Source organism: Mycobacterium sp. SMC-2, from assembly GCF_025263485.1.
GTDB lineage: Bacteria > Actinomycetota > Actinomycetes > Mycobacteriales > Mycobacteriaceae > Mycobacterium.
Genome location: NZ_CP079863.1, coordinates 3722713 through 3744119, shown reverse-complemented (window position 1 = coordinate 3744119; position 21407 = coordinate 3722713). Strand labels below are relative to the sequence as shown.

At 66.3% G+C, this 21407-nt stretch carries 25 protein-coding genes; 6 read left to right on the top strand and 19 right to left on the bottom strand.

Going from position 1 to position 21407, the window contains the following annotated elements:
• Window positions 1-393 precede the first annotated feature (393 nt).
• Together KXD96_RS17490 and KXD96_RS17485 are read right to left on the bottom strand one after the other, a co-directional pair.
• Window positions 394-1239, bottom strand: coding sequence for an SAM-dependent methyltransferase (locus KXD96_RS17490; protein WP_260738132.1), 846 nt, complete (start codon window positions 1237-1239; stop codon window positions 394-396).
• A gap of 25 nt (window positions 1240-1264) precedes the next feature.
• Entirely contained in the window at window positions 1265-1930 is a 666-nt protein-coding gene (locus tag KXD96_RS17485) for a hypothetical protein (protein ID WP_260738127.1), read from the bottom strand.
• Between the two features lie 59 nt (window positions 1931-1989).
• Between KXD96_RS17485 and KXD96_RS17480 the strand changes: the two genes are divergently transcribed.
• A complete protein-coding gene (locus KXD96_RS17480; protein WP_260738124.1) occupies window positions 1990-3000 on the top strand; it encodes an NADP-dependent oxidoreductase in 1011 nt (336 codons plus the stop codon).
• Window positions 3001-3003: 3 nt separating this feature from the next.
• Here the strand turns inward: KXD96_RS17480 and KXD96_RS17475 are convergent, their stop codons facing one another.
• The 3 genes from KXD96_RS17475 to KXD96_RS17465 are packed head-to-tail and all read right to left on the bottom strand — an operon-like array spanning window position 3004 to window position 4735.
• Window positions 3004-3837 carry a class I SAM-dependent methyltransferase gene (locus KXD96_RS17475; RefSeq protein ID WP_260738121.1) on the bottom strand — a complete coding sequence of 278 codons (834 nt, stop codon included), beginning with the start codon at window positions 3835-3837 and terminating at the stop codon, window positions 3004-3006.
• Between the two features lie 20 nt (window positions 3838-3857).
• Entirely contained in the window at window positions 3858-4082 is a 225-nt protein-coding gene (locus KXD96_RS17470; RefSeq protein WP_260738119.1) for a DUF2905 domain-containing protein, read from the bottom strand.
• A gap of 5 nt (window positions 4083-4087) precedes the next feature.
• Complete coding sequence (locus KXD96_RS17465; RefSeq protein WP_260738116.1) at window positions 4088-4735, bottom strand: heme-binding protein; 648 nt, start codon at window positions 4733-4735, stop codon at window positions 4088-4090.
• 272 nt (window positions 4736-5007) lie between these two features.
• Between KXD96_RS17465 and KXD96_RS17460 the strand changes: the two genes are divergently transcribed.
• Window positions 5008-5262, top strand: coding sequence for a hypothetical protein (locus tag KXD96_RS17460; protein WP_260738112.1), 255 nt, complete (start codon window positions 5008-5010; stop codon window positions 5260-5262).
• Window positions 5263-5330: 68 nt separating this feature from the next.
• Here KXD96_RS17460 and KXD96_RS17455 read toward each other — a convergent pair whose 3' ends face one another.
• From KXD96_RS17455 to KXD96_RS17440, 4 genes are all read right to left on the bottom strand, one after another.
• Window positions 5331-6785, bottom strand: coding sequence for an aldehyde dehydrogenase (locus KXD96_RS17455; protein ID WP_260738110.1), 1455 nt, complete (start codon window positions 6783-6785; stop codon window positions 5331-5333).
• Between the two features lie 162 nt (window positions 6786-6947).
• On the bottom strand, window positions 6948-7358 hold the full coding sequence (locus tag KXD96_RS17450; protein WP_260738108.1) for a VOC family protein: 411 nt from the start codon (window positions 7356-7358) through the stop codon (window positions 6948-6950).
• A 4-nt stretch (window positions 7359-7362) separates the two neighbouring features.
• Window positions 7363-7812, bottom strand: a complete 450-nt coding sequence (locus KXD96_RS17445; RefSeq protein ID WP_260738105.1) for a helix-turn-helix transcriptional regulator — start codon at window positions 7810-7812, stop codon at window positions 7363-7365.
• Window positions 7813-7820: 8 nt separating this feature from the next.
• On the bottom strand, window positions 7821-8723 hold the full coding sequence (locus KXD96_RS17440) for an NAD(P)-dependent oxidoreductase (protein ID WP_260738103.1): 903 nt from the start codon (window positions 8721-8723) through the stop codon (window positions 7821-7823).
• Window positions 8724-8917: 194 nt separating this feature from the next.
• Between KXD96_RS17440 and KXD96_RS28645 the strand changes: the two genes are divergently transcribed.
• Window positions 8918-9577, top strand: coding sequence for a PE domain-containing protein (locus KXD96_RS28645; protein WP_313901587.1), 660 nt, complete (start codon window positions 8918-8920; stop codon window positions 9575-9577).
• A 14-nt stretch (window positions 9578-9591) separates the two neighbouring features.
• On the opposite strand, the gene KXD96_RS17430 is transcribed toward KXD96_RS28645, so the two are convergent.
• On the bottom strand, window positions 9592-10776 hold the full coding sequence (locus KXD96_RS17430) for an acyl-CoA dehydrogenase family protein (protein WP_260738100.1): 1185 nt from the start codon (window positions 10774-10776) through the stop codon (window positions 9592-9594).
• 99 nt (window positions 10777-10875) lie between these two features.
• On the opposite strand from KXD96_RS17430, the gene KXD96_RS17425 reads away from it, so the two are divergent.
• The 3 genes from KXD96_RS17425 to KXD96_RS17415 all read left to right on the top strand — a co-directional run bounded on the left by KXD96_RS17425 (window position 10876) and on the right by KXD96_RS17415 (window position 12664).
• A complete protein-coding gene (locus tag KXD96_RS17425) occupies window positions 10876-11310 on the top strand; it encodes a hypothetical protein (RefSeq protein ID WP_260738097.1) in 435 nt (144 codons plus the stop codon).
• 26 nt (window positions 11311-11336) lie between these two features.
• Window positions 11337-11717: an NYN domain-containing protein gene (locus KXD96_RS17420; RefSeq protein ID WP_260738094.1), complete on the top strand. Its 381-nt coding sequence runs from the start codon at window positions 11337-11339 to the stop codon at window positions 11715-11717.
• Between the two features lie 68 nt (window positions 11718-11785).
• Window positions 11786-12664: a nitronate monooxygenase family protein gene (locus KXD96_RS17415; RefSeq protein ID WP_260738091.1), complete on the top strand. Its 879-nt coding sequence runs from the start codon at window positions 11786-11788 to the stop codon at window positions 12662-12664.
• A gap of 163 nt (window positions 12665-12827) precedes the next feature.
• Here the strand turns inward: KXD96_RS17415 and KXD96_RS17410 are convergent, their stop codons facing one another.
• The 9 genes from KXD96_RS17410 to KXD96_RS17370 all read right to left on the bottom strand — a co-directional run bounded on the left by KXD96_RS17410 (window position 12828) and on the right by KXD96_RS17370 (window position 21371).
• The gene (locus tag KXD96_RS17410; RefSeq protein ID WP_260738087.1) at window positions 12828-13490 is read right to left on the bottom strand and encodes a CAP domain-containing protein; all 663 of its coding nucleotides are present in this window, start codon (window positions 13488-13490) and stop codon (window positions 12828-12830) included.
• A 9-nt stretch (window positions 13491-13499) separates the two neighbouring features.
• Window positions 13500-13856, bottom strand: coding sequence for a DUF732 domain-containing protein (locus tag KXD96_RS17405; protein WP_260738085.1), 357 nt, complete (start codon window positions 13854-13856; stop codon window positions 13500-13502).
• A 10-nt stretch (window positions 13857-13866) separates the two neighbouring features.
• Window positions 13867-14349, bottom strand: a complete 483-nt coding sequence (locus KXD96_RS17400; protein ID WP_260745426.1) for a hypothetical protein — start codon at window positions 14347-14349, stop codon at window positions 13867-13869.
• A 146-nt stretch (window positions 14350-14495) separates the two neighbouring features.
• On the bottom strand, window positions 14496-15104 hold the full coding sequence (locus tag KXD96_RS17395) for a mammalian cell entry protein (RefSeq protein ID WP_260738084.1): 609 nt from the start codon (window positions 15102-15104) through the stop codon (window positions 14496-14498).
• Window positions 15105-15149: 45 nt separating this feature from the next.
• On the bottom strand, window positions 15150-16616 hold the full coding sequence (locus KXD96_RS17390; protein WP_260738081.1) for an MCE family protein: 1467 nt from the start codon (window positions 16614-16616) through the stop codon (window positions 15150-15152).
• Window positions 16617-17741 (bottom strand): virulence factor Mce family protein, encoded by a 1125-nt coding sequence (locus KXD96_RS17385; RefSeq protein ID WP_260745425.1) that lies wholly within the window; start codon window positions 17739-17741, stop codon window positions 16617-16619.
• Window positions 17742-17776: 35 nt separating this feature from the next.
• Window positions 17777-19078, bottom strand: a complete 1302-nt coding sequence (locus KXD96_RS17380; protein WP_260738080.1) for a virulence factor Mce family protein — start codon at window positions 19076-19078, stop codon at window positions 17777-17779.
• On the bottom strand, window positions 19075-20346 hold the full coding sequence (locus KXD96_RS17375) for a virulence factor Mce family protein (RefSeq protein WP_260738078.1): 1272 nt from the start codon (window positions 20344-20346) through the stop codon (window positions 19075-19077). The genes KXD96_RS17380 and KXD96_RS17375 overlap by 4 nt, the downstream gene beginning before the upstream one ends.
• Window positions 20343-21371, bottom strand: a complete 1029-nt coding sequence (locus KXD96_RS17370; RefSeq protein ID WP_260738076.1) for a virulence factor Mce family protein — start codon at window positions 21369-21371, stop codon at window positions 20343-20345. Before KXD96_RS17370 ends, KXD96_RS17375 begins: the two co-directional genes overlap by 4 nt.
• Window positions 21372-21407: the final 36 nt, after the last annotated feature.

Genomic DNA, 21407 nt, shown 5'->3' with positions numbered 1-21407 from the left:
CAGCGTTCGAGGAGTGCCACGGCTCGCGAAACGCCAGCACCATGTGTTCGCAGCCGAGTTGTTCGAACTGGGGCAACAACGCAAGTTGCTCGTCCACCTGGCCGGCTTCCGCTGGATACAGTGATACCTGGGCGGACCGTTCGATCTCGTCCGCGCCGCGCCCCACGGCGGCACACGCTTCGGAGAGCCGGCCGCCGGAAATGTGGTGGACGGTGACTGCCATATTCGCGAGAATCGCCGCGTTCCGGTACGTCACGCCGGGTACGAGGCAGCCGATGCGCGCATGTCGGGTCACCACAGCCATGGCGGCCAGCGCGGTGTCTCCAAGAGTTTTCGTCAGGACTTACGAAGCCGGTTGCCCGGTTGCCAATTAATTAATCGGCTCAATTGTTTTCAATGATCGAGAACGGCCACCGCACTCCAAACCCTGCGGCCCGGGTGACGCGGGTCCGGTTGGGGCAGCCAGGTCATCGGGCTCATCCACATCGGCAGGCGGCGCAAACGGTGGGCGGCCAGATAGAGCGCCTGGACTTCGACCGTGCGCCAGCCGAGGTCTTCGAAAAAGGCCAACCCGTTCTCGGGCGCGAACCTGAACGGCGCGTTCTGCAGCATGCCGGCCATCTTCTTGTTCAGCATCCTCTTCAGGCCGGGGCCGGCGAAGTCGAGCATCCACCACGCCACCTCGGGCCGCTTGATCGCCGCTGAAAGCGCGACGACGTCGCCGCCTTCCAGGTACATCAACAGGCCCTCGGTCAGCACCAGCGCCTTGGTGGCGCCGCGCAGGGCCTCGTCGAGGAACGCGTCGCGGGCAGCGGGGTCGGCCAGGTCGACGGCGCTGCGGGTCAGCCGGCACCGCGGCGCCTCGTCGGCGAGCAACTGCGTCTTCTCGGCGAGCAATTTCGGCAGGTCCGCCTCAATCCAGGTGAAATCGGCCGGAAGGTCCAGCCGATACGGGCGGGTATCCAGGCCCGCGGCCAGGTTGAGCACCCGGTCGCAACCGCCGGCGATCGCCTCGGCGATGGCGTCGTCGATGATTTTGGTGCGCGCGACGAGCCACCAGCCGTTGCGGGTCGAGCGTGGCACTTTGGCGACGATTTCGCGGCCGTGCTCGCCGGCCAGGCGTTCGGCGAGTGGGTCGTTGAACAGGGCATCGGGACGCGCCGATTCCGTTGCCCGATGCAACGCCGTCCAGCGGGCCGTGTCGGAAACGTGGGTGATCGTGTGCCCTGGGCCTGACATACGTTGCGTTATAGCAGCACTGGCTCTACTGGCCGGCCTTGCCCCCGGCCAGCCACGCTTCCGTCACCGCCCGGGTCTGTGGCGGCGGCAGGGTCATGTCAGGTGTGCCGAGCTGACCGACCTTGACCGTCCACGTCGGCGACGAGCGGTCGATGCAACTGTCGGCCCCTTCGCTCGGCAGCCATAGCACCGCGAGGTGCGTGCCCGTGCCGCTGCAGCTGTAGGCGCCCTCGTACCCGTCGGCGCGAACCCCCCACGCGCCGCCGTTGCGCAGCAGGCAATGGGTGCCGTCGTCGAGGGTCAACGCGAAGGGGTCGGGGTTGGCGGTCGGTTGCACCGGCGGGAGCGCACCCCCGTAGCTCACCCGATGCAGTCGCTTGGCCCACGGATCGTCCACGCACAGCAGCGATCCGGGCGTCGACGGCCAGCAGGTGCCGGCGCCGGCCGCGCTGGGCGAGCAGTAGTAGACGTTGTCGGCCACCGCCGACGGCGAGGGTGTGCTGCAGTCGCTGACGGCGAAGACGTTGCCCTCCGGTGGCGTTTCCTTGAAACCGTTGATCGGCTGGCCGCTGGGCCCGACGGCCACCGTGGTGATCACCTGGGTAGGCGGCGGATCGGCGATCGCGCATACGGGCTCGACGAACGCCGCCAGTGTGATCACGGCTATCAGCGCCAGGACGAGTCGCGTCATTTTCATCGAACGCACCTCCGGTCGAATGGCCCCCTTCGTCCTGAGGGTACGGTGCGCTAATGACCGGACGAAACCGTCGTTTCCTGCTTCGCGAACGACCCACCGGACGCATCGGCCCGGGCACTTTCGAATTGAGCGAAGAGGCGATCCCCGAGATCTGCGACGGCGAGGCGCTCGTGCGTGTCGACTGGATTTCTCTGGACCCCACGAACCGCATGTGGATCAACGACACCCCGACATACCTGCCCCCGGTCGGCATCGGCGAGGTCATGCGCGCCGCCGGGCTCGGTGAGGTCGTCGCGTCCAAGAACGCCAAATACGCCGTCGGCCAGCAGGTGCAGGGCCTGCTCGGCTGGCAAGAGTACGCGGTCCTCACGGACACGGCCATGGTGAACCCAGTCGACGTCGCGCCGGGCATCTCGCCGAGCGCCTACCTGGGCGCGCTCGGGATGACCGGGCTGACCGCCTGGATCGGGATCCGCGAGATCGGCAAGCCTCAGCCCGGTGAGACGGTCGTCGTCTCCGCGGCGGCCGGCGCGGTCGGCTCGGTCGCCGGCCAGCTCGCCAAAGCCGCCGGCGCGCGTGTCGTCGGGATCGCCGGCGGACCCGAGAAATGCGCGTTGCTCACCGAACGGCTGGGCTTCGACGCGGCCGTCGACCACCGCGCCGCCGACTGGGCCGCCCAGCTGGCCGCGGCGACACCCCACGGCATCGACGTGGACTTCGAGAACGTCGGCGGTGACCTGATGGACGCGATCTTCACGCGCCTCAACATCGGTGCCCGCGTCGCGCTGTGCGGCCTGATATCCGGCTACAACGCGGAGGACCCCCCTCCGGGCCCGCGCGCGTTCGGGAACCTGCTCATCCAGCGCGCGACCCTGCGCGGCTTCATCGTCCTCGACCACTTCGGGCGCGCGTCGGAAGCGATCGGCGAGATCGCCGGCCTGATCGAGGCGGGCAAGCTCACGCCGCTCGAGACCGTCGTCGAGGGCTTCGAGCAGTTGCCGACGGCGATCAACATGCTCTTCGACGGCAAGAACGTCGGCAAGCTGGTGGTCAAGGTCGGCTGACCCTCACCCGAATTCGAGCAGGGCGAAGACGCCGCGATAGGGCTTCGCCGGCGGGAACCGCCAGAAGGCGGGGTACAGCTTGCCGAAGAACAACCCCCGTCCCGCGGGCATCGGCACGTCGTGCACCGCACGGATCCCGGGCACGGTATTCGCCAGCTTCGCCAGTTGACGCACCGAGAGGCTGAACGGCATCGGCGGCACCCGGTAGCGCTTCGAGGAACGCAGGCCGTTGCGGGCTATCTTCTTGACGACGGTCGGCGGTAGGTCGAAGAACATCCGGCCACCGGGAAAGCTCTTGGCGCACTGGGTGATCAGTCCGAGCGCCTGGTCGGGTTGCAGGTACATCAACAGGCCCTCGGCGGTGACGAACACGCCGTTGCCGGTGTCGACCTTGTCGATCCAGGTGTAGTCGAGGGCGGATTGTGCGAGATGAGTGATTCGTGGGGAATGCGGCAGCAGGCGCTGCCGGAGTTCGACGACCGGCGGCAGGTCCACCGAGACCCACATGAATCGCGCTTCGGGCAGGGCGCGGTCCAAGCGCCAGAAGGACGTCTGGAAGCCTTCCGCGAGCGCGACGACGGTCGCCTTCGGATGCGCGGTGAGGTAGTCGATCGCGCATCGGTCGACGGCCAGTGAGCGCAGCGCCATCTCCTGGCCCCTGCGCCCGAACTTTTCGAAGTTGAAGTCGATGGAGTCGACGAGGCGGATCGCCATCGGGTCGTCGATGATCGGGTCCGGCTGCGCGGCGTGGTATGCCCGTCCGTACAGCGTCAGCAGCGCAGTTTCCGACACACCAGTCAGCAGCCGAGCGTCCAGTTTCTGGTCGTCATGATCCATCACGCGAAACCCCAACCGGCTCAGCGACGAAACAGGTAGCGCACGATCGACAGCACGAGCGTCGCCGCGACGGAGACCAGCAGCATCGATACCAGCGGAACGTAAATGCGTACGTTTCCGCGCTCGATGCGGATGTCACCAGGGAGGCGGCCGAACCACGACAGCCCACCGGTCCACACCAAAATGCCCAGCAGCACAATGAGAATCCCCGCCACCACCACGAACGGGCCGAAATACCGTTCCATGGCGGCTAGTTGGGCGCGGACGCCGGATCGACGGGAATTGCGATCTCGTTTCGGCGCAGCATCGGCAACGTCCAGGGCGGGTCATAGAACCACGCCTCGGCATCTCCCGTTGGCTGAATCCCTCTGCCCTGCAATATCTGCACGAGTTCATCGGTGCGGGTGCTGACCGCCTTGGCGCCGCGGTCACCGCTGAACCGCAACACCGCGACGGTCGCGGGCGGCACGGTGGCGAGGTGGACCTGATCGTCGTTCGGAGCGGGGAGGGTCTCCAGCGTCCACTTCGCGGGCATGAAAAATCGGATTAGCCAGCCGCTGTCGGTGCCGGCGGACTGGACCACCGGTGCGGTCATCGCGATCTGTTCGCCGCGCCGGCTTGACCGCTGCGTGACGGGTGCCGTCATCGAGATCGTCTGGTCGCGCCGATTGCCGCCGAATATGTATCCCGCCAAACGTCGGAACCCGACGTCGCGAGCGCGGATCTCGTCGGCGTCGACGGTCGTCTCGGCGGCAATCCGCGGACCGTAGCGGCGTATTTCGACGGTGTCGGTGAGTCGATGGCGGGTGTACTTCGGCTCCTCGGTGCCGACCCTGATGCCGCCCACCGCCAGGACCGACCCGGCGACCTGCTCGGCGAGCTTGAGCGGGTTCATCATCGACGACCATCCCCTTCCAGATTTACGAACGCACCCCGCAACGAATACCCGGCGAGCGCATCCAGACACGCGCCCTATTTGAATTGACTCCCCCGCGCCGTGCTGCCGCAAGTGCGCTCCTTCCCCAACTGCGGTGCCACCCGACCCTTGCCATTCCCGGCGAATCGGGGGTAACGCACCGGACAACGTTGGGATCGGTAGCCCACGCCGCGGCTTGTACTTGGCGCAACGACGACGCCAATCCGGCGGCGCCTCACGAAAGGAAGTCAGAAATGAAGATCGTCCCGGCCAGCATCGAAGAGCAGATCAATCGGGTCGACCGGCAGCGCAGCCTCTACATCGGACTCAGCGCCGGCGCGGTCGCGCTGTGGAGCGCCTTCCGTCTGATCTGGGCCCTCTACATCGGGATGACGTTCGGCTGGTTCCTGGGGTCGATGGTCTTCCAGTTCGTCCTGTGGGGCGTGATCGGCGCGGTCGCGGCGGTCGCGTCCCTCGGGTTCCTCACCCGCTACGCCAAGGGATCTTGAACGCGACCGTGACGAGGCGAAAAGTCCCGAACCTTCGCGGTTCGGGACTTTTCCCGCTCCCGTGGAAGTCAGAGCTGGGCCCAGACCGATTTCGTCTTCAGGTACATCTCGATGCCCTCGCGGCCGAACTCGTGACCCCAACCGGACTGCTTGTGACCCCCGAAGGGCACGTCGTGGTCGAACACCAACTGGCAGTTGACCTGGACGCTGCCGGCGTGCAGCCGCTTGACGATCCGGTGCGCGCGGCCGAGGTTTTCGGTCCAGGCCGTGGCGGCCAGGCCGTAGGTGGTGTCGTTGGCCATGGCCACCGCTTCGTCTTCGTCGTCGAACGGCAGGATGCTGACCACCGGCCCGAAGATCTCCTGCTGGTAGAGCCGCATCGCGGGGTCGACGTTGGTGAGCACGGTCGGGTGGACGAAATAGCCCTTCCGGTCCAGGCGATGGCCGCCGGTGACGACCTCGACGCCGTCGCGTTTGCCCTCGTCGATGAAGCCCATGACGCGGCTCAGCTGCTTCTGGCTGATCAGTGGGCCGCTGACGCAGCCCTCCTCGCTGGGGGCGCCCAGCTTGAACGTATTCGCTATCATCGCAACGCCTTCCACCACCCGGTCGTAGACGCCGCGCTGCGCGAAGATCCGCGATCCGCACACGCAGCCCTGGCCGGAGTGCACGAAGATGCCCAGCGAGGCCATCAGGATGGCCTTGTCCAGGTCGGCGTCCTCGAAGATGAGCACCGGTGACTTCCCGCCGAGTTCGAGCGTGACCTTCTTCAGGTTGCCGGCCGACGCCCGCACGATCTCCTTGCCCACGTCGGTGGACCCGGTGAAGGCGACCTTCTCGACGTCGGGATGCGCGGTGATCGCCGCCCCCGCGGTGTGCCCGTAACCGGTCAGCAGGTTCACCACACCCTCGGGCACGCCAGCCTCGTGGACCAGCTGGTCCAACAGCAGCGCCGACAAGGGCGTTTCCTCGGCGGGCTTGACGAGCATGCTGCAGCCGGCGGCCAACGCGGGGGCCAGCTTCGCGCTGGCGTTGAAGATGGGTCCGTTCCACGGGAAGATCAGCCCCACCACGCCGTAGGGCTCCTTGAGGGTGTAGGCGTGCATGTTGACGAAGGCGTCGGTCGCGATGCCGTCGGTCTTCACGTCGTACGCGACACCATTGATCTTGGAACACCAGCCGGCGTAGTAGCGGAAGAACTCCGAGCAGGTCGACATCTGCAGCGTTGCCTGCAGCAGCGGCATGCCCGTGTTGAGCGAGTCGAGTTGGGCGAACTCCTCGGCATGTTCGTCGATCAAATCCGCGATGCGCCACATGACCTTGGCCCGCTCGCGACCCGGCAGCTCGGACCAGACGCCGGACTCGAAGGAAGCCCTCGCCCGCGCGGCGGCCTCGTCGACCGCCGCTTCCCCGCAGTCAATGAATTCGGTGATCGTCTCCTCCGTGGCGGGGTCGATGACCGCGATGACGTCACCCGTGCCCGGGCGCCTTCGGATGTCCTCCAATACCCCCTGCAGCGTCATCTGATCCCTTCCGTATCGCGCGGGCTTAGCCACCCGATGCACATCAATGCTGAGCACTTGCTTAGCATTGCGCGTGCGGCGCGGTCAAGGCGTGCACGGGTGGGACCGCGGCGCGGGGTCGCGAAACGGTTAGGACTGTTGCGCTATGACTATCCGAGGAATTCAGCGCAGTTCTTGGATGCGGAGCAGGTTGCCCGCGGGATCTCGGACGGCGCAATCACGAAGTCCGTACGGCTGGTCGGTTGGCTCTTGGACGATGTCGACGTCGTTGGCCTGCAGCTGCTCGAACGTGCGGTCGAGGTCTTTGGTCGCCAGGAGCAGCGTGGCGTAGCTGCCCTTGGCCATCAACTCGGCGATGGTGCGCCGCTCGTCTTCGTTGATGCCCGGGTTGGCCGCCGGCGGGTTCAGGACGATCGAGGTATCGGGCTGGTTTGGTGGTCCAACGGTGATCCAGCGCATCCTGCCCTTTCCGACGTCGAGGCGAACTTCGAAGCCGAGAATGTCGCGGTAGAAGGCGAGCGAGGATTCCGGGTCGTCGTGCGGCAGGAAGCTCGAGTGAATCGTGATGTCCATGGGGTCAGGCTAGGTGCGGCGCGGTGACCGGTGCTTCTCGATTCCTGATCGGTCTGGTCACCTGTTTGGCGACGCACGGCGGCATTCCGGCCAGCGCGTCCACCGCTTGGCGCCGGTAGGTGCTCGGCGGTACCCCGACCAGTTCGGTGAAGCGAGTGCTGAAGGTGCCCAGCGAGGAGCAGCCGACGGCGAAACACACGTCGGTGACGCTCAGGTCACCACGCCGCAGCAGCGCCATCGCGCGCTCGATGCGCCGTGTCATCAGGTAGGAGTAGGGCGGTTCGCCGTACGCCCGGCGGAATTCGCGGCTCAGGTGGCCGGCGGACATGTGTACGTTCCGGGCGAGCGCCTCCACGTCGAGCGGTTGCGCATACTCCCGATCGATCCGGTCGCGGACGCGGCGGAGTAGCGCGAGGTTGCGTAGCCGCCGCGCCGCGTCGGGCCCTTGGCGCACCTGTACTCCTACGTGCCGACCAACTCCGGATGGAACTTGGCCGCCATGCGGCGCAGCCCGTCACGCCAGTCGACCGTCGTGCCGCCGATGAGCTCATGCATCCGCTGGCTGTCCGTGGGATTGCCGCGCAGCGCTTGGGCGCTCACCTCGAAAACCGGCTCCTTGCCGATCAGTGAGCCGAGGTAGCCACACCACTCCTGGATGCTGACCGTCTGGTCGCCACACCAGTTGAGCGTCGTGGCGGGGACCGAAGCCACCTCGAGCAACTTCGGGATGGTCGCGATGATGTCGTCCTCGTGAATTGGGTTGTACTGGGCCGGTTCACCGGGCGGGATCGGGATCGGGATACCCGCCAGCATCATCTCCATGTGGTAGAACGGCCACCCGCCGTTGTCGCCATAGGGAACGTTGAGCCGGGCGATGGTGGTGGGCAGCCCGAGAGCCCGCGCCATCGACCGGGCGACGACCTCCCCGGCGATCTTGGAGATGGAATAGGTGGGAAACAGGCACTTGTGGTTGTCGCCCAGGGCGGCGCCCTCGGTCCGGGGAAGGTCGTCCGGGGGGTCATAGACGGCGGCGGAGGAACAGTGCAGGAAGGCCTTCGCTCCGCGGCAGTGCGCCATGAGCAGGCCGACCGACTCCGCGTTGGCCGCGAGGTCCTTGTCCCAGTTTCCGCTCTTGGCCACCGCCAGGTTGAGCACATACTCGAAATCGCCTGGCAAAGCGGTGAAATCACCGGCCGCCAGGTTGACCGTCTGGCAGTGCACGCCCGCCTTTTCGAGGCCCTCCCGCGCGGCAGGGTCGGTGAAGCGGGCGATGCCCCACACTTCGTTGCCGGCCGCCAGCGCCCGGGCGATCGGGGTCGCGAGTTGGCCGGTCGGACCGGTGATCAGTATTTTTGCGCCGCGCATGGGCTGATCGTAGGCGACCCGAGAACGATGCCCGGAGTCTTACGCATTGTGTTCACCCGGGTCGGCGGCCGAGCGGATCCCGGATGAAAGTGTGGGCAGCACCCCAGCGGCGCCCTTAGACTTGTTTCGTAGCCCGGCGCAGCTGGTCCTTTTGACGTGCCGGCGCTGAACGCTCGCACAGGAGCAGTACGCACATGGAATCGATGTCACATGACCCGGCCGCGGGTGCCATCGGATTGCACGTGGTCGACATCGCCACCCGCGGTTTGGCTTCCGGCGCGGCTGCGTCGGCGCCGGTGACCGCGCTGGTACCCGCCGGGGCCGATGAAGTCTCGGCGCTCGCGGCCGCGGCGTTCGCCGCGGAGGGCGCCGCGATGCTGACGTTGAACACCGCCGCTCAGGAAGAGGTCGCCCGCACAGGGGTCGCGCTGACCGACATCGCCCGGATGTACTCCCAAGTCGACGGCGAGGCGGCCGGCACGTTGGACTCCGCTGGCGCCCGAATCGCCAGCCAGTCCTTCGTCGGCCCGACGGGCGGCGGGCTGATGCGCGCGGAGACGCCGCTCGCCGCCGCCGCGCCGCCGCTGGCCAAGCCGGTCGAGGGGATCCCGGTCACGAATCCCTCACCGACGGTGCCCGTCCCCTCGCCGAGTGCGGGTGGCCCCGCCGGGGCGATGCCCGGCGCGGTCAACGCCGCGTCGACGCTGCTGGGCGCCGGCGCCGCCCCGTTGAGCTCGCTCGGCTCGGTCGCCCAGGGTGCCTCGGCCGGCGCCGCCGGGCCGGGGCTGGCATCGTCGCTGACCGAGCAGAAGGACTACGACGAGCGCCACGACGCCGGCGAACGCGTCGTGTAGGCGGCGTCAGCGGCTCACAGCCCCGGCTGGTCTTCGATGATGCCGAGCCATATCTGCGCGACGTCGATGGCGACTTTCTCGCTGATGAAGGCGTGCTGCGTCCCGGTATAGATGTCGCGGAAGGCCCGCTCCAGCCGGCTGCCCTCACGGATCGAACTGGTGCCTGCGACCAGGTGAGCCCACTCGGCGCAGCTGCGGGCGGTGTCGGTCGCGTAGACCGCCGCCACCCGCATGTCCGCGCGCAGGGTGGGCGTGAGCTCCTCCCCCGACGCGACCGCGGCCTCCGCGGTGGTGAACGCATCGAGCACCAGCAGACGCGCGGCGCGCCAGGCCGCGCGGTGGTGCGCCAGCCCCTTCTGGAAGGTCGGGCGGCTGGCCAGCGATGCCATGTCACTCATCCGGAACTTCGTCGCCGCCAGCTCCTGGACATCGTCGAGCATGCTCTTGGCGACGCCGAGCGCCCAGGACGCGTGACCCGCGGCGGTGACCGGCATCAGCCCCATTCGCGTCGCCGGCGACGTCCCGCGATGCGGCTGACGCACGAACAGCTCGAAGGTGCGGCTCGCCGGCACGAACACCTCTTGGGCGCTGTAGTCGTAGGACCCGGTTCCCTTGAGCCCCTGCACGAACCAGCCGTCGTTGAAGCTGATCTGATCCCGGGGAATCACCGCGACCCGCATCTCGGGGAAGCCTTCGGTGATCCAGCGCATTTCGCCGTTGTCCATGGGCAGGAACCCGGCCGCGACGTACTGGGAGTGGCCGATGCCCGAGCCGAAGTTCCACGAGCCGTTCACCAGATAGCCACCGTCGACGGCGGATCCCTGCCCGTTGGGGAAGAACTGGCCGCCCGTCGTGACTCGGTTGCCATTCGCCGTGAACACCTCGGCGAAACCCTCGTCGGGCAGATACGCCGCGGCGGCGAAGGAAGACGGCAGGTTGGCGATGCCGACCCAACCGAAAGAGCCGTCCTGCCAAGCCATCTCGATCCACGTCTCGATCATCTCGGTGAACGACGGTTCGACACCGCCGGCCTCGACCGGGTTGAACGCGGACATCAGCCCGCTCGCCCACATCTCGTCGACGATCGCGGGGGTCAGGGTGCGCGCCCGCTCGGATTCAGCGGCCTCGGCGCGCACCAGATCGCGCATTCCCCGGGCGAGCGAGACAACCCGGTCATCGGTGTCGGCTATCGACGTCATTGGCTTCTTCCCATCATCGAAGACGGTGCGGCGGGCAAACTGATATCGGTGACGGTAGCAATCACCTGAACGCCTTACGTACGGAAATCGAGAGGTCTCATGCGCAACACCGTCGCCACCGTCATCGTGGTGGTGCTGGGCTTACACATCCTGCTGAAGTTCGCGTTTTTCGCGCTCCCCTACCGCCGGCGTCGCGCCCTGCTCGACAAGCAGTACGGCGCTGAGCCTTGGGCCACCACGACGTCCGATCGCGCACTGATGGCCGTCGCCGTGGCAGTCACTGCGCTGGTGTTGTGGCGCGGTGTCGACCCGGTCAGCTTCCTAGGTGGGCTCTGGATCGGTGCGACGCTCATCCAGTTGTATTTCCACCAGTTCCACCGGCCGGTGCGGCCCGAGCGCGCCGCACCCCCGCGGAGTTCGCCGCTAAAGGAAATGTCGTATGCCATCCAAGATGCGCCCTGGCGGCCGTGGCCACAATTGCTGATGCTGACTGTGCTGGTCGTGCTCAGTCTTGCTTGGTTGCTGTGGAAATGACCAATGCCGCCCTACGGTAGGAACCTGTGCGCTGGATTGTGGACGGCATGAACGTGATCGGCAGCCGCCCTGACGGGTGGTGGAAAGACCGCGGGCGCGCCATGGTCGCCCTGGTCGAAAGCCTCGACCGATGGGCCTCGGCTCAAGGAGATGACGTGATCGTGGTATTCGAGCGCCCCCCGTCGACCCCGATCACCTCGCCCGTCATCGAGATCGCTTATGCGCCCAGGGCGGCGGCGAACTCGGCTGACGACGAGATCGTCCGGCGCGTCCACGCCGACCCCCACCCACACGACATTCGGGTGGTGACTTCGGACAAAGGGCTCAGCGACCGCGTCACAGGCTTGGGCGCGTCCGTGCACCCCGCTGCAAGCTTCCGCGATCTGATCGACCCGCGCGTCTCATGAACACCGGCCCCGCAGTCAATCGAGTCTGCCGCCTTGCACGGATCGACATCCCGATCATCCAGGCGCCGATGACCTATATCGCCGGGGCCCGGCTGGCCGCGGCGGTGTCCAATGCGGGCGCGCTGGGCATCATCGAGACGACATCCGAGCAGGGCCGAGCCGATCTGCGGGGCGTCCGAGACCTCACCGACCGTCCGGTGGGCGCGAACATCGCGCTGATCATGAACCGCGACCCGGCGACCGTGGATCTTCTGGTAGCCAACGGCATTCGCTTCGTCACCACCTCGGCCGGCGATCCGGCGCTGTTCACCGGCCGGCTCCACGATGCCGGCATCACCGTGTTCCATGTGGTGGGCACCCTCGCGGCGGCCCGCAAAGCCGTCGACGCCGGAGTGGACGGGCTCGTGGTTGAGGGCGTCGAGGGCGGCGGGTTCAAGAACCGGTTCGGAGCGTCGACCATGGTGCTGCTGCCGTTGGTGGCGGCCCATGTCGACGTGCCCATCGTGGCCGCTGGCGGGATCTGTGACGCGCGCTCGATGGCGGCCGCTTTCGTTCTCGGCGCCGAAGGTGTGCAGATGGGAACGCGGCTGCTGGCCTCGGCCGATTCCCCGGTGCACGGCAACGTCAAGCGGGCGGTCGTGGCGGCCGACGAGACGTCCACCGTGCTCCTACCCCTCGACGGCAACCGCATGATGCGTGTCATCCGGACGGCCGCCGCCGAGAGGCTGGACGCCGCAACGTCTTCCGGCGAGGGCGCCGCGGCGCTGCAACGGGTACAGCGGCTCTACTTCGACGGGGACATGGATGCCAGCGTCGCCAACACCGGTCAGGTGGCCGGGCGGATCCAAGACGTCCCGCCGGCGGCGGACATCATCACGCGGATGTGGGCGGGGTGCCGGGAAGTGCTGGCGGCCACCGCGGATCGGCTCGGCCCCGGCCGGGCCTAGCTCGGGTGGGTGTTGACGTCGAACTCGACCCGCTCGCCGTCAACCTTGGTGATGCGCATGCTCGTAGGGCGTCGCGCCCGGGGGCGTGTGTCACGGGCGTGCCTCCCTGAGTGACGATCACGCTACCGCCGGCCGGCTCGCCGCCGCATTGCCGGCGACGCACCTACTGCGGTGGTATGGCGGGCGGCGGGTACACCCCGCGCAGGATCCACGGCAGCCAGTTGAGGCCGTATTCGATCTCGTCACTGGCGTCGTAGTCGGGGCTGGGGTCGAGTGGAACGTTCTCCTGCAGGGCCACGGCGGGCGGCGGCCCGATCGGCGTTGCCTTGGGGGGTGCCGCTAAAGGTCGATCCGGTTCCCCGTAAACGGCCACCACGACCGTCCGATCCGGGGAATTCTCCGACCAAACCCCGATCTGACTGTTGGCGCAGTTGGACATGATCGCGAAATAGCCGGGGTTGTAGTACCACTGGTTGATCAACTCGATGCCGCTGATCGCCGTGGCCGGGTTGATAGCCACTGTTTCGGCGACCTTGCCGTGGAAACCTGCGGCGTTCGCACGGTCTTGTGGCGTGGACCCATCGGAACCGATGTCGCCGTCGAGGTTCCGGTTGTTCAGCACATCGACGGTGTGCCATTGCGCGGCCAGTTGTAGCTGCGGGCTGATCTTGACGTCATTGGTGCAGCCGGCTTGGTGCTGAACGGTGAAGACGTTGGCGACCACGCTGTCGTTGAGCCGCTTGTTGTCGGCTTGTGCGACGGGTGCGCCCGAAACGGCGGCGGCCATGGCGGACAGCGCGGACACGATCAGGATGCGATGACTCATGTCGTCTCCTCAGTCGGACGCGGACCTTCGCAGCTGCCAGATCAAGGCGGGGCACAGCTCGTTGACCGCCTGACTGATCAGGTACGAGGCCTGGAATTCATCGGAAGTATTGAAGTCGTCCTTGACGTCGGCCATGACCTGTGCGTAGCTGCGTCCCTGAGATATCTTGTCGCAGATGCCATGTCCGTACGCCAACGCGGCATCGGCATCGGCGAAGTGATAGCCGGGACGCACCGTCACGTTGAGCAGATAGGCCACCACATCGGCGTGTGCGTTCGGCGGAACCACTGCGAGCAATAGTGCACCCGCCACCGCCACAGCCGCGAGCGGCCTTTCGGATCGGTGTTGGAACCGGTTGTGCTGCATGGCGATGAGCTCAGACCGGATCGAATTGCGAGATCAGCCAGCGGCCTTCGACCTTGTCGAGGGTGACCCGGACACTGGACGCGGTATTGGTCGGCGCGTCGTGGCCGACGATGATGGACTGGTTGACGAACAGCAACACCACGGCGTGGTTGGCGGAAGTCGACACCGACGCCGCGCCCGGGACGGTGGCCACGGCAGAAATCTGCTTTTGTTGTGCGCCGGGGATCACCACGTCGTGGGTCAGTTGTGTGTAGGCGTTGAGGAAGGAGCCCGTCAGCCTCCCCCGCGCGGCCTCGAGATTTTTCTGCACGGTGTCGGGCCGATAGGACAGCAGCGCGATGGTGCCTTCGGTGGCGGCCCGCACGGATTCCGAACGGGTCAGCGCAGCGTCGCGGACGGAGGCATCCCGCCATTTCAAGAAACCCGCGGCGGCCGCCAACGACAACGCCAAACCGGGCAGCAGCCCGTAGGCGATCACCCGTGACCAGTTGATGCGACGGCGGGCCCTGCGCGAGCTGTCATCGGTATCCGGTGTGACTGCGGTCGAGCCGTCCTTGCCGGACTGTTCTGCCTGGGCGGCAATTTCCGGCACCGCGTCGGTGTCATCACGCTCGCCGACCCGGGGCGACTTGACCGCGCTCATTGCACGAACCCAACGTTGCAGACCTTGACCTGATCACCGATCCTCTGGACCGTGATCCGCATTCGCCATAGCCGCGGAACCGGGTCGGCCTCACCGGCATTGGACGTTTGCACCGACACGCCCACCAGCGCCTGGGCTGTGTCCGGGGTTTGCGACTCCAGCCCCGCTTCGGTAACGGTGCCGACCGTGGTGGCCTTGGCTTGCTGAAGCACCTCCACGAATGGAGTTGAACGCTTGGAGAAGTCGTTGTAGAACTCCCCGGTCGCGCTGTCCAGGATGCGATGCACATCGGCGTCGGCATGCCGCCAGTCGATGGTCGTCAGGTTCAGCGCGACCTGCCTGGCCGCTCGCAGAAATTGATCACGTTGGGCCTGCGCCTGCTGCGACTGGTGGACACGAAATCCTAACCAACACAGCAACGTCGCCAAGGCGACGATGGCGGCGAGCCCGAACAGTAGCGCGCGGCGGACCGGCGTGGCTTTTCCCGCCCGGGCCGGCGGGCCGTTAACCGGTTCGGCCGCACCGGATTCGGCGGCAAGTTGCTCGACGCCCTCGCTGGCCTGGCTGGCCGTCACGGCCGGTGCGGGATCAGTTGTCACCGACATGGTGTTCTCCCTCGACATTGGTGCTGGGTGGGTTATGCATCGCCGTCAGCTCCCCGGGGGCAGCAACATCGTTTGCCACGTCTTGTTTTTCGGCGCGGTTTGAGCCAGGTCGGATTGCGTGTACTGGCGGCCGTCCGGTCCGGTATAGGTGCCGGTGGCCGGGTCGTACTGGGCTGCGGCGACGGGTGGCGGCGCCGGCCCCGGTCCGGGGTTGCCCGCCGTCCCCTGCTCCGGTCCGGGTGGCAGTTGGGGGATGCCCTGACCGGACAACGTGGCGTTGGGGTCGCCTTTCCAGTTGTAGCCGTCGTTGAGTGGCACGTACTGTTCGTTGCTCTCGCACAACTTCACCGTGGGTGCACGCTTGCCGGGCACGGTCTCACACGGGATGTTTCGGGCGCCACGGACGTTGAGCTGCGAGTCCTGCGGGACCCGGCAATACAGGTCGCCGGCCGGGCGGCGCGGGTAGTCCTCGGACGTGGGGACGCGCCGCTGTTGGGCCGGGAGGAATCCGGTGGTGCACGGCGGCGGCAGGTTGAGGTTGAGGTTGAAGCTCAGATACTGGCCCCGATACGCCTGCTTGGTGTTCAGGTTGGCAATGATGCCTGCCTGGTCGGCGCCGATGGCCATCGGGAACACCACCAACAGCTGTTCGATGTCGCTTTGGTAGGTGAGTGCGACTTGGCCGACGCTGACGAGGTTGGCCAGCAGGACGGGCAAGGTGGGTTGCACGCGTTCGATCAGCTGGCGCACCTCGCCCAACGCGGGGCCACCCTGGTCTACGACGCCGCCGACGGCCGCGTCGTGGGTCTGCAATTCGGTGGTTACCGCGGCCAGATGCGATGCCCACCGGGCGATTTCATCCGATGTGCGGGTCTGCGAGTCCAATACCGGTTGCGATTGGTCGATCAGCGCCACCAGCGGATCGAGGTTCTTGCGGGCATCGGTCGCCAGGTCCGACGTCCCCATGATCAGCCGCGAGAGTTCCGGACCGAGCCCGCCCACCGCGATATACGATTCGTCGACGACCGTTTTCAAGTTGTCGTGCGGTATGGCCCCCAGAGCATTGTTCGCGGCGCTGAGCAGGGCGTTGATGTCGGGCGGGACCGATGTGTCGGCGAGCGGAATGACGTCGCCGTCCCTGAGCGGTGGCGACGTGGCGTTGCGGGGCAACAACTCGACATACGATTCGCCGATCGCCGTGTGGCTGTGCACCTCTGCCCTGAGGTCCGATGGAATATCGATGCCCGACTTGAGCGACAGCACCGCTTGGACACCCGTGTCGGTCAGCCGCACAGATTCCACCCGGCCCACTTCAAAGCCGCGATAGGTGACGTTGCCGGTCCCATACAGCCCGCCGGCTTCCGGTAGCTCCATCTTCACCGTGTAGCGGCCGACGCCGAACAACATGGCGGGCAGCTTGACGAAATGCAGGAAAGTGACGGCCAGCACGGCCATCGCAATCACGGTGAAGATGGCCAATTGCAGAATGACGCGGCGCGGCAGATGCAACATCTAGGGCCCCTGGTCCCAGCGATAGGCCGTGGTAAGCGGATTGCCGGGGGTGCCGCGGTAGCCGGCGGTGCACGGGCTGGGGAATTGGCCGATGGTGCGACCCCATTGGAGCTCGAGCTGGGTCAGGTGGCACTCCCACCGGGTGCCGGTCAACAGTCCCTGGTCGATCCGGCTCAGCGTGAGGTCGACGATCGCGGTCAGGTTGGCGTAGTCGCCACGTTGGAAATTCTCGAATGTCTCATTCGGAAACGGGAAGGTCGCCAGCAGGGACAGCGAACGTGTCAGGGCCGGACCGGCATTGGCGAGCGACTCGAGCACCGGTCCGACTTGCCGTAGTTCCTTGACCAGGTTCGCTTTGGTCTTATCGACCGAATCGACGGTCAGGGCAGTGAACTTGCTCAACTGATCTGCGGCCTCAACGAGCTTGTCGCGCTCGGCGTTGAGCACCGCGAGGGCGTCGGGGACAGTTGCCAGGGCGCGATCCAGGACCGGTTGCTGGGCGGCGAACTTGCCGACCAGTCGGTTGAGGCTGTCGGTGGCCGCGATGATGTCACCGGACTGGTCGTTGAGGTGTGCGGAAAATTCGTCCAGCTGCCCGATCAGGCTGCGCAGGTCTTGCTCGCGACCGCGGAGCGCGGTGCTCAATGCCTCGGTGATGTCCTGGACCTGGCCCAGTCCACCACCATTGAGCACCAGCGACAGCGCCGCCAAAGTCTGCTCGGTGCTCGGATAGGCACTGCCGTGTGCCAACGGAATGACGGAGCCGTTGCGTAGCTTTCCCTGTGGCGGTTCGTCTTTCGGTGCGGCGAGTTCGATGTGGTAGGAGCCCAGCAAGCTGGTCGTACCGATCTTGGCCGTCGCGTTGGCGGGCAGGGCGACATCCCCGTTGAGTTGCATGGTCACCAGCGCGTGCCAGCCCTGACGTTCGATTTTCGTCACATGCCCGACCGTCACGTCAGCGACGCGGACCCGCGAGTTCGGCTGAATATTGTTGACATCGGGCATCTGGGCTTGCACCACATAGGAATCCGGTCCGTTGCCCTGCGTGCCCGGCAGCGGCAGCGAATTCAGGCCGCGCCAGCCGCAGCCGGATGCCCAGGTCACGATCACCAGCAGACTCGCCACCGAGCGGCGCCAGTTGCGGGTTCCCACGACCCTTTTCACGAGCCACCTCCCGGCGGCGTCATCAGGCCGCGCAGACCGGCAGCGGGATCGGTCGCTACGGTCGCACTCGCCGGCGTGTCGGGAGCCGGCGGGGCCGCGGGGGGCGAATCGCCCGCTGGCGGAACGTAGTCGGGACGCATCCAGTCCTCGCTGTAGGTGACCTCGTTGGGCCTGGCCTGGGCGCCCACGAAGAGGTTCTCCCCTATCGGCGGATAGTTGTATTGGCGGTTCTTCACAATCGGCGCCATGTACTGCACGCAGAGCTTCGCCGCTTGCTCGCCTCCCAATCGAGACGCGGCCTGAATCGCTCCGCACAAGAAGGCGATTGGGTTGGCCATGTTATTTCCCGCCAGGGCCCCGGTTAGGGATCCGTTGGCGGGTTCAAAGATGTTGTTGAAGTTCTGCAGCACCGTCGGGCTGATGTGCAGTGTCTGTTTGATGTCGCCGAGGCTGGCTACCAGCGTGTTGCTGATCGACGTGAGCTTGTCCGACGCGGTGCCGATCGCCTCGCGGTTCTCGGCGGCGAAGCTCTGCACGTCGCCGACGACCGCGTTGAGGTCTTCGGCCGCTTGGGCGACCTTGTTCGGGTCGTCGGCCAGCACGGCCGAGACCGCGGAAAGGTTGTGGTTCAGTTGCTCGAGCAGATCGGCACTGTCGTGGAGCGCGGTAACCAGTACCGACAGATTCTTCAGGGTGGAGAAGATGTCCTTGCTGTGGTCGCCGAGCGCCGAAACGGCCTGCGACAGTTTGATAATGGTGTCCCGGATCGTGGGTCCTTGCCCGCGCAGGTTGTCGGCGGCGGTATTGATCAACGCACCGAGCGTGCTGACCCCGCCTGGCCGGGTGGGCTTCAACAACTCGGTCAACCGCTGAAGTTGTGCACGAAGGTCATCCCATTCGACGGGCACCGCGGTGCGGTCCTGCGGGATGACCGCGCCATCGCCCATGGTGGGCCCGCCCGTGTACGGCGGGGTCAACTGGATGGCCCGGCCGGTCACGAGTTGCGGTGACAGGATCACGGCCTTGGCATTCGCAGGGACCTTGTACCTGCGGTCGAACGAGAACGAGATTTTGGCCCGCAGCGGCTGCGGTTCGATCTTGAGTATCTTGCCGACCGGTACACCCCGGATGCGCACGTCGTCACCGGCGAACACCCCGTTGCTGTTGTCGAAGTACGCGACCACGACGGAGCGGGCGGCCTCGCCCGCGGTTCGCAGCGCGACGACGACGCCCGCGACGAGCACCAGGATGAGGGTGGTCGCCAGCGCGGACCGGGAACGCAGCAGCTTGGTCGTCACGGGTTCCCTCCGGGCTGTTGCGCGGGCGGCCCGGGTGGTGGACCGCCGGGCGGCGGGGCGGGCGGCGGCTCCCGGTAGGGGTAGCAGCCGGGCCCGGGCATCGGCATGCCCGGCAACCCGCATGGACGGTCACCGGGATTGCCGGTGATCGCGTCGGGCAGGTTCAACCGCGGATCGCCACCCTGGCCTGTCCGCGGGTATGGGACCGGCAACGCCGGAGTTCCGGGTTGGCCGGTCGGCGGGTCAGTCAGCTGCGAGGGGAGCAATGTGGCCGGGTCCAGCCCCAGGTCGGAGAACGCGGCGCTGATGAACGGCTGCACGAATTGGCCGGGCAGCAGATTCACCACGTAGGCCTTGAAGAACGGGCCAGACGAAAGTGATTCGCCGAGCGACATGACGTAGGAGTTGATCAGCGGGATAGCCTGCCGCACCCGTTCCTTGCGGTTTTCGATGATGGCCAACACCCCGTTGAGCTTGTCCAGCGCCGGTCTCAGCTGCTGTCGGTTCTCGGCGATGAAGCCCTGCAATTGCCGTGACACCGACGAGATGTTGGTCCAGAGCTGGTCCAGGGCAGCGCTTTGCGTCCGCAGCTGCGCCAACAGCGCGTTGGTGGCGTGTACCAGGGTGACGATCTGGTCGGTGCGCTTGGCCAGGACTCCCGTCGCTTTGGCGGCGTTGTCGAGCAGTCCACGTAGTTGGCTGTCGCGCTCGTCGAGCGTTTGGGCAAGCCGGGACACGCCTTTCATCGCGTTGCGGAAATCCCCCGGCGTATCGGCAAAGGTTTGCGCCATCGTGTCCAGCGATTCCGACAGCTGGTTGGTGTTCAGCCCGCTGATCGTGCTGGCCAGGTCGCCCAGCGCATCGGGCAGCTGGTAGGGCGACATCGTCCGCTCGATCGGGATGGGTCCGTCGAGCCGGCCCTCGCCACGGGGTATGACGTCAAGGAACTTGCTGCCTAACAGCCCCTTGGTCTTGATTGCCACCTCGGTGCGGCTTCCGAGTCGAATGTTGTTGTCAATGTGGAACTTCACCAGCACACCGGGCCCATCGAGTTCGATGCTGGAGACCTTCCCCACCGGATAGCCCGAGACTTCTACGGTGTTGTCGGTGCGCAGCCCACCTGCGTCGGCGAAATAGGCCGAGACGCTCTTACCGTGATCGAGAAAGGGAAGATTCTGAAATTGCAAGGCGGCCAAGACAAGTCCGGCGATGGTCGCGATGCCGAAGGCGCCGATGATCAGCCGCTTGCGTTCCGCGTGTGATCTCATTTCGGTGCGCACCGCCCGGTAGCCTGGCCGGCCACCTTGATGTACACGGGCTGACCTCCCTTGCCGTTGACCTTGAGCACGACATCGCACAGGTAGAACGCGAAGAAGTCGCCATACATACCCTGGCGGACCAGCGCCTGGTACTTGTCCGGCAGCGTGTTGAGCAGATTGTCGAGATAGTCGTGGTCGGCGAGGGCGATGTCCGCGACCCGATCGGTCTCGTGAACCACCTTCGAAAACGGAGCACGGGCTCGCGCCAGCAGGTCGGTGATGGATCCGGTGGCCGCATTCGTGTAGGCCACCGCATTCGAGATGTCGGTCTTGCGTTCGGCGAGCCCGTGCACCAACTGAGATAACGATGTCACCGCTTTGTCCAGCCGATCGCTCTGGTCCCCGAGCGAACCCAGCACCACGTTGAGGTTGTCGACCACCTGCCCGATGAGCTGATCGCGGTCCGCCAATGTATTGGTTACGGCCGCGGCCTGATTCAGAAATGACGCGATCGTGGGGCCCTGTCCTTGCAACGTCTGCAGCAGCTGTTCGCTGAGCGCGTTGACCTGATCGGGGTTCAGTGCGCGAAACAGTGGCTTGAAGCCGCCGATCAGGGCGTCGAGGTCCAGGGCCGGTTTGGTGCGGTTCAGCGGAATTGTTTGCCGCGGAGCAAGGGCGGCGAGACCTCCGGGTCCATCTTCCAGCGCGAGATAGCGGTCGCCGAAAAGGTTGTCGTACCGGATCACCGCCCGTGTGCCTTGCGTGAGGGTGACTGAGTTGTCGGCGGTGAACTCGACGCGCACGGTCGCGTCCGGGTTGATGGAGATGTTCTCGACCTTGCCGACTTCAACGCCGGCGATGCGGACCAGCTTGCCCTCCCTGAGGTTGGACACGTTGGTGAACTCGGCGTAGTACGTCGTGCCGTCGCCGAACCGCACTTCCCCGAAAACGGCAACCAGCAGGGCCGCGGTCAGCAGGCAAACCGTCAGGAAGACACCGAGGCGCACCGCGACGCCGTTCAGGTTCTTCTGCATGTCCCTCTCCTGCTTGGTCTTTGGTGGGTGTGTTGC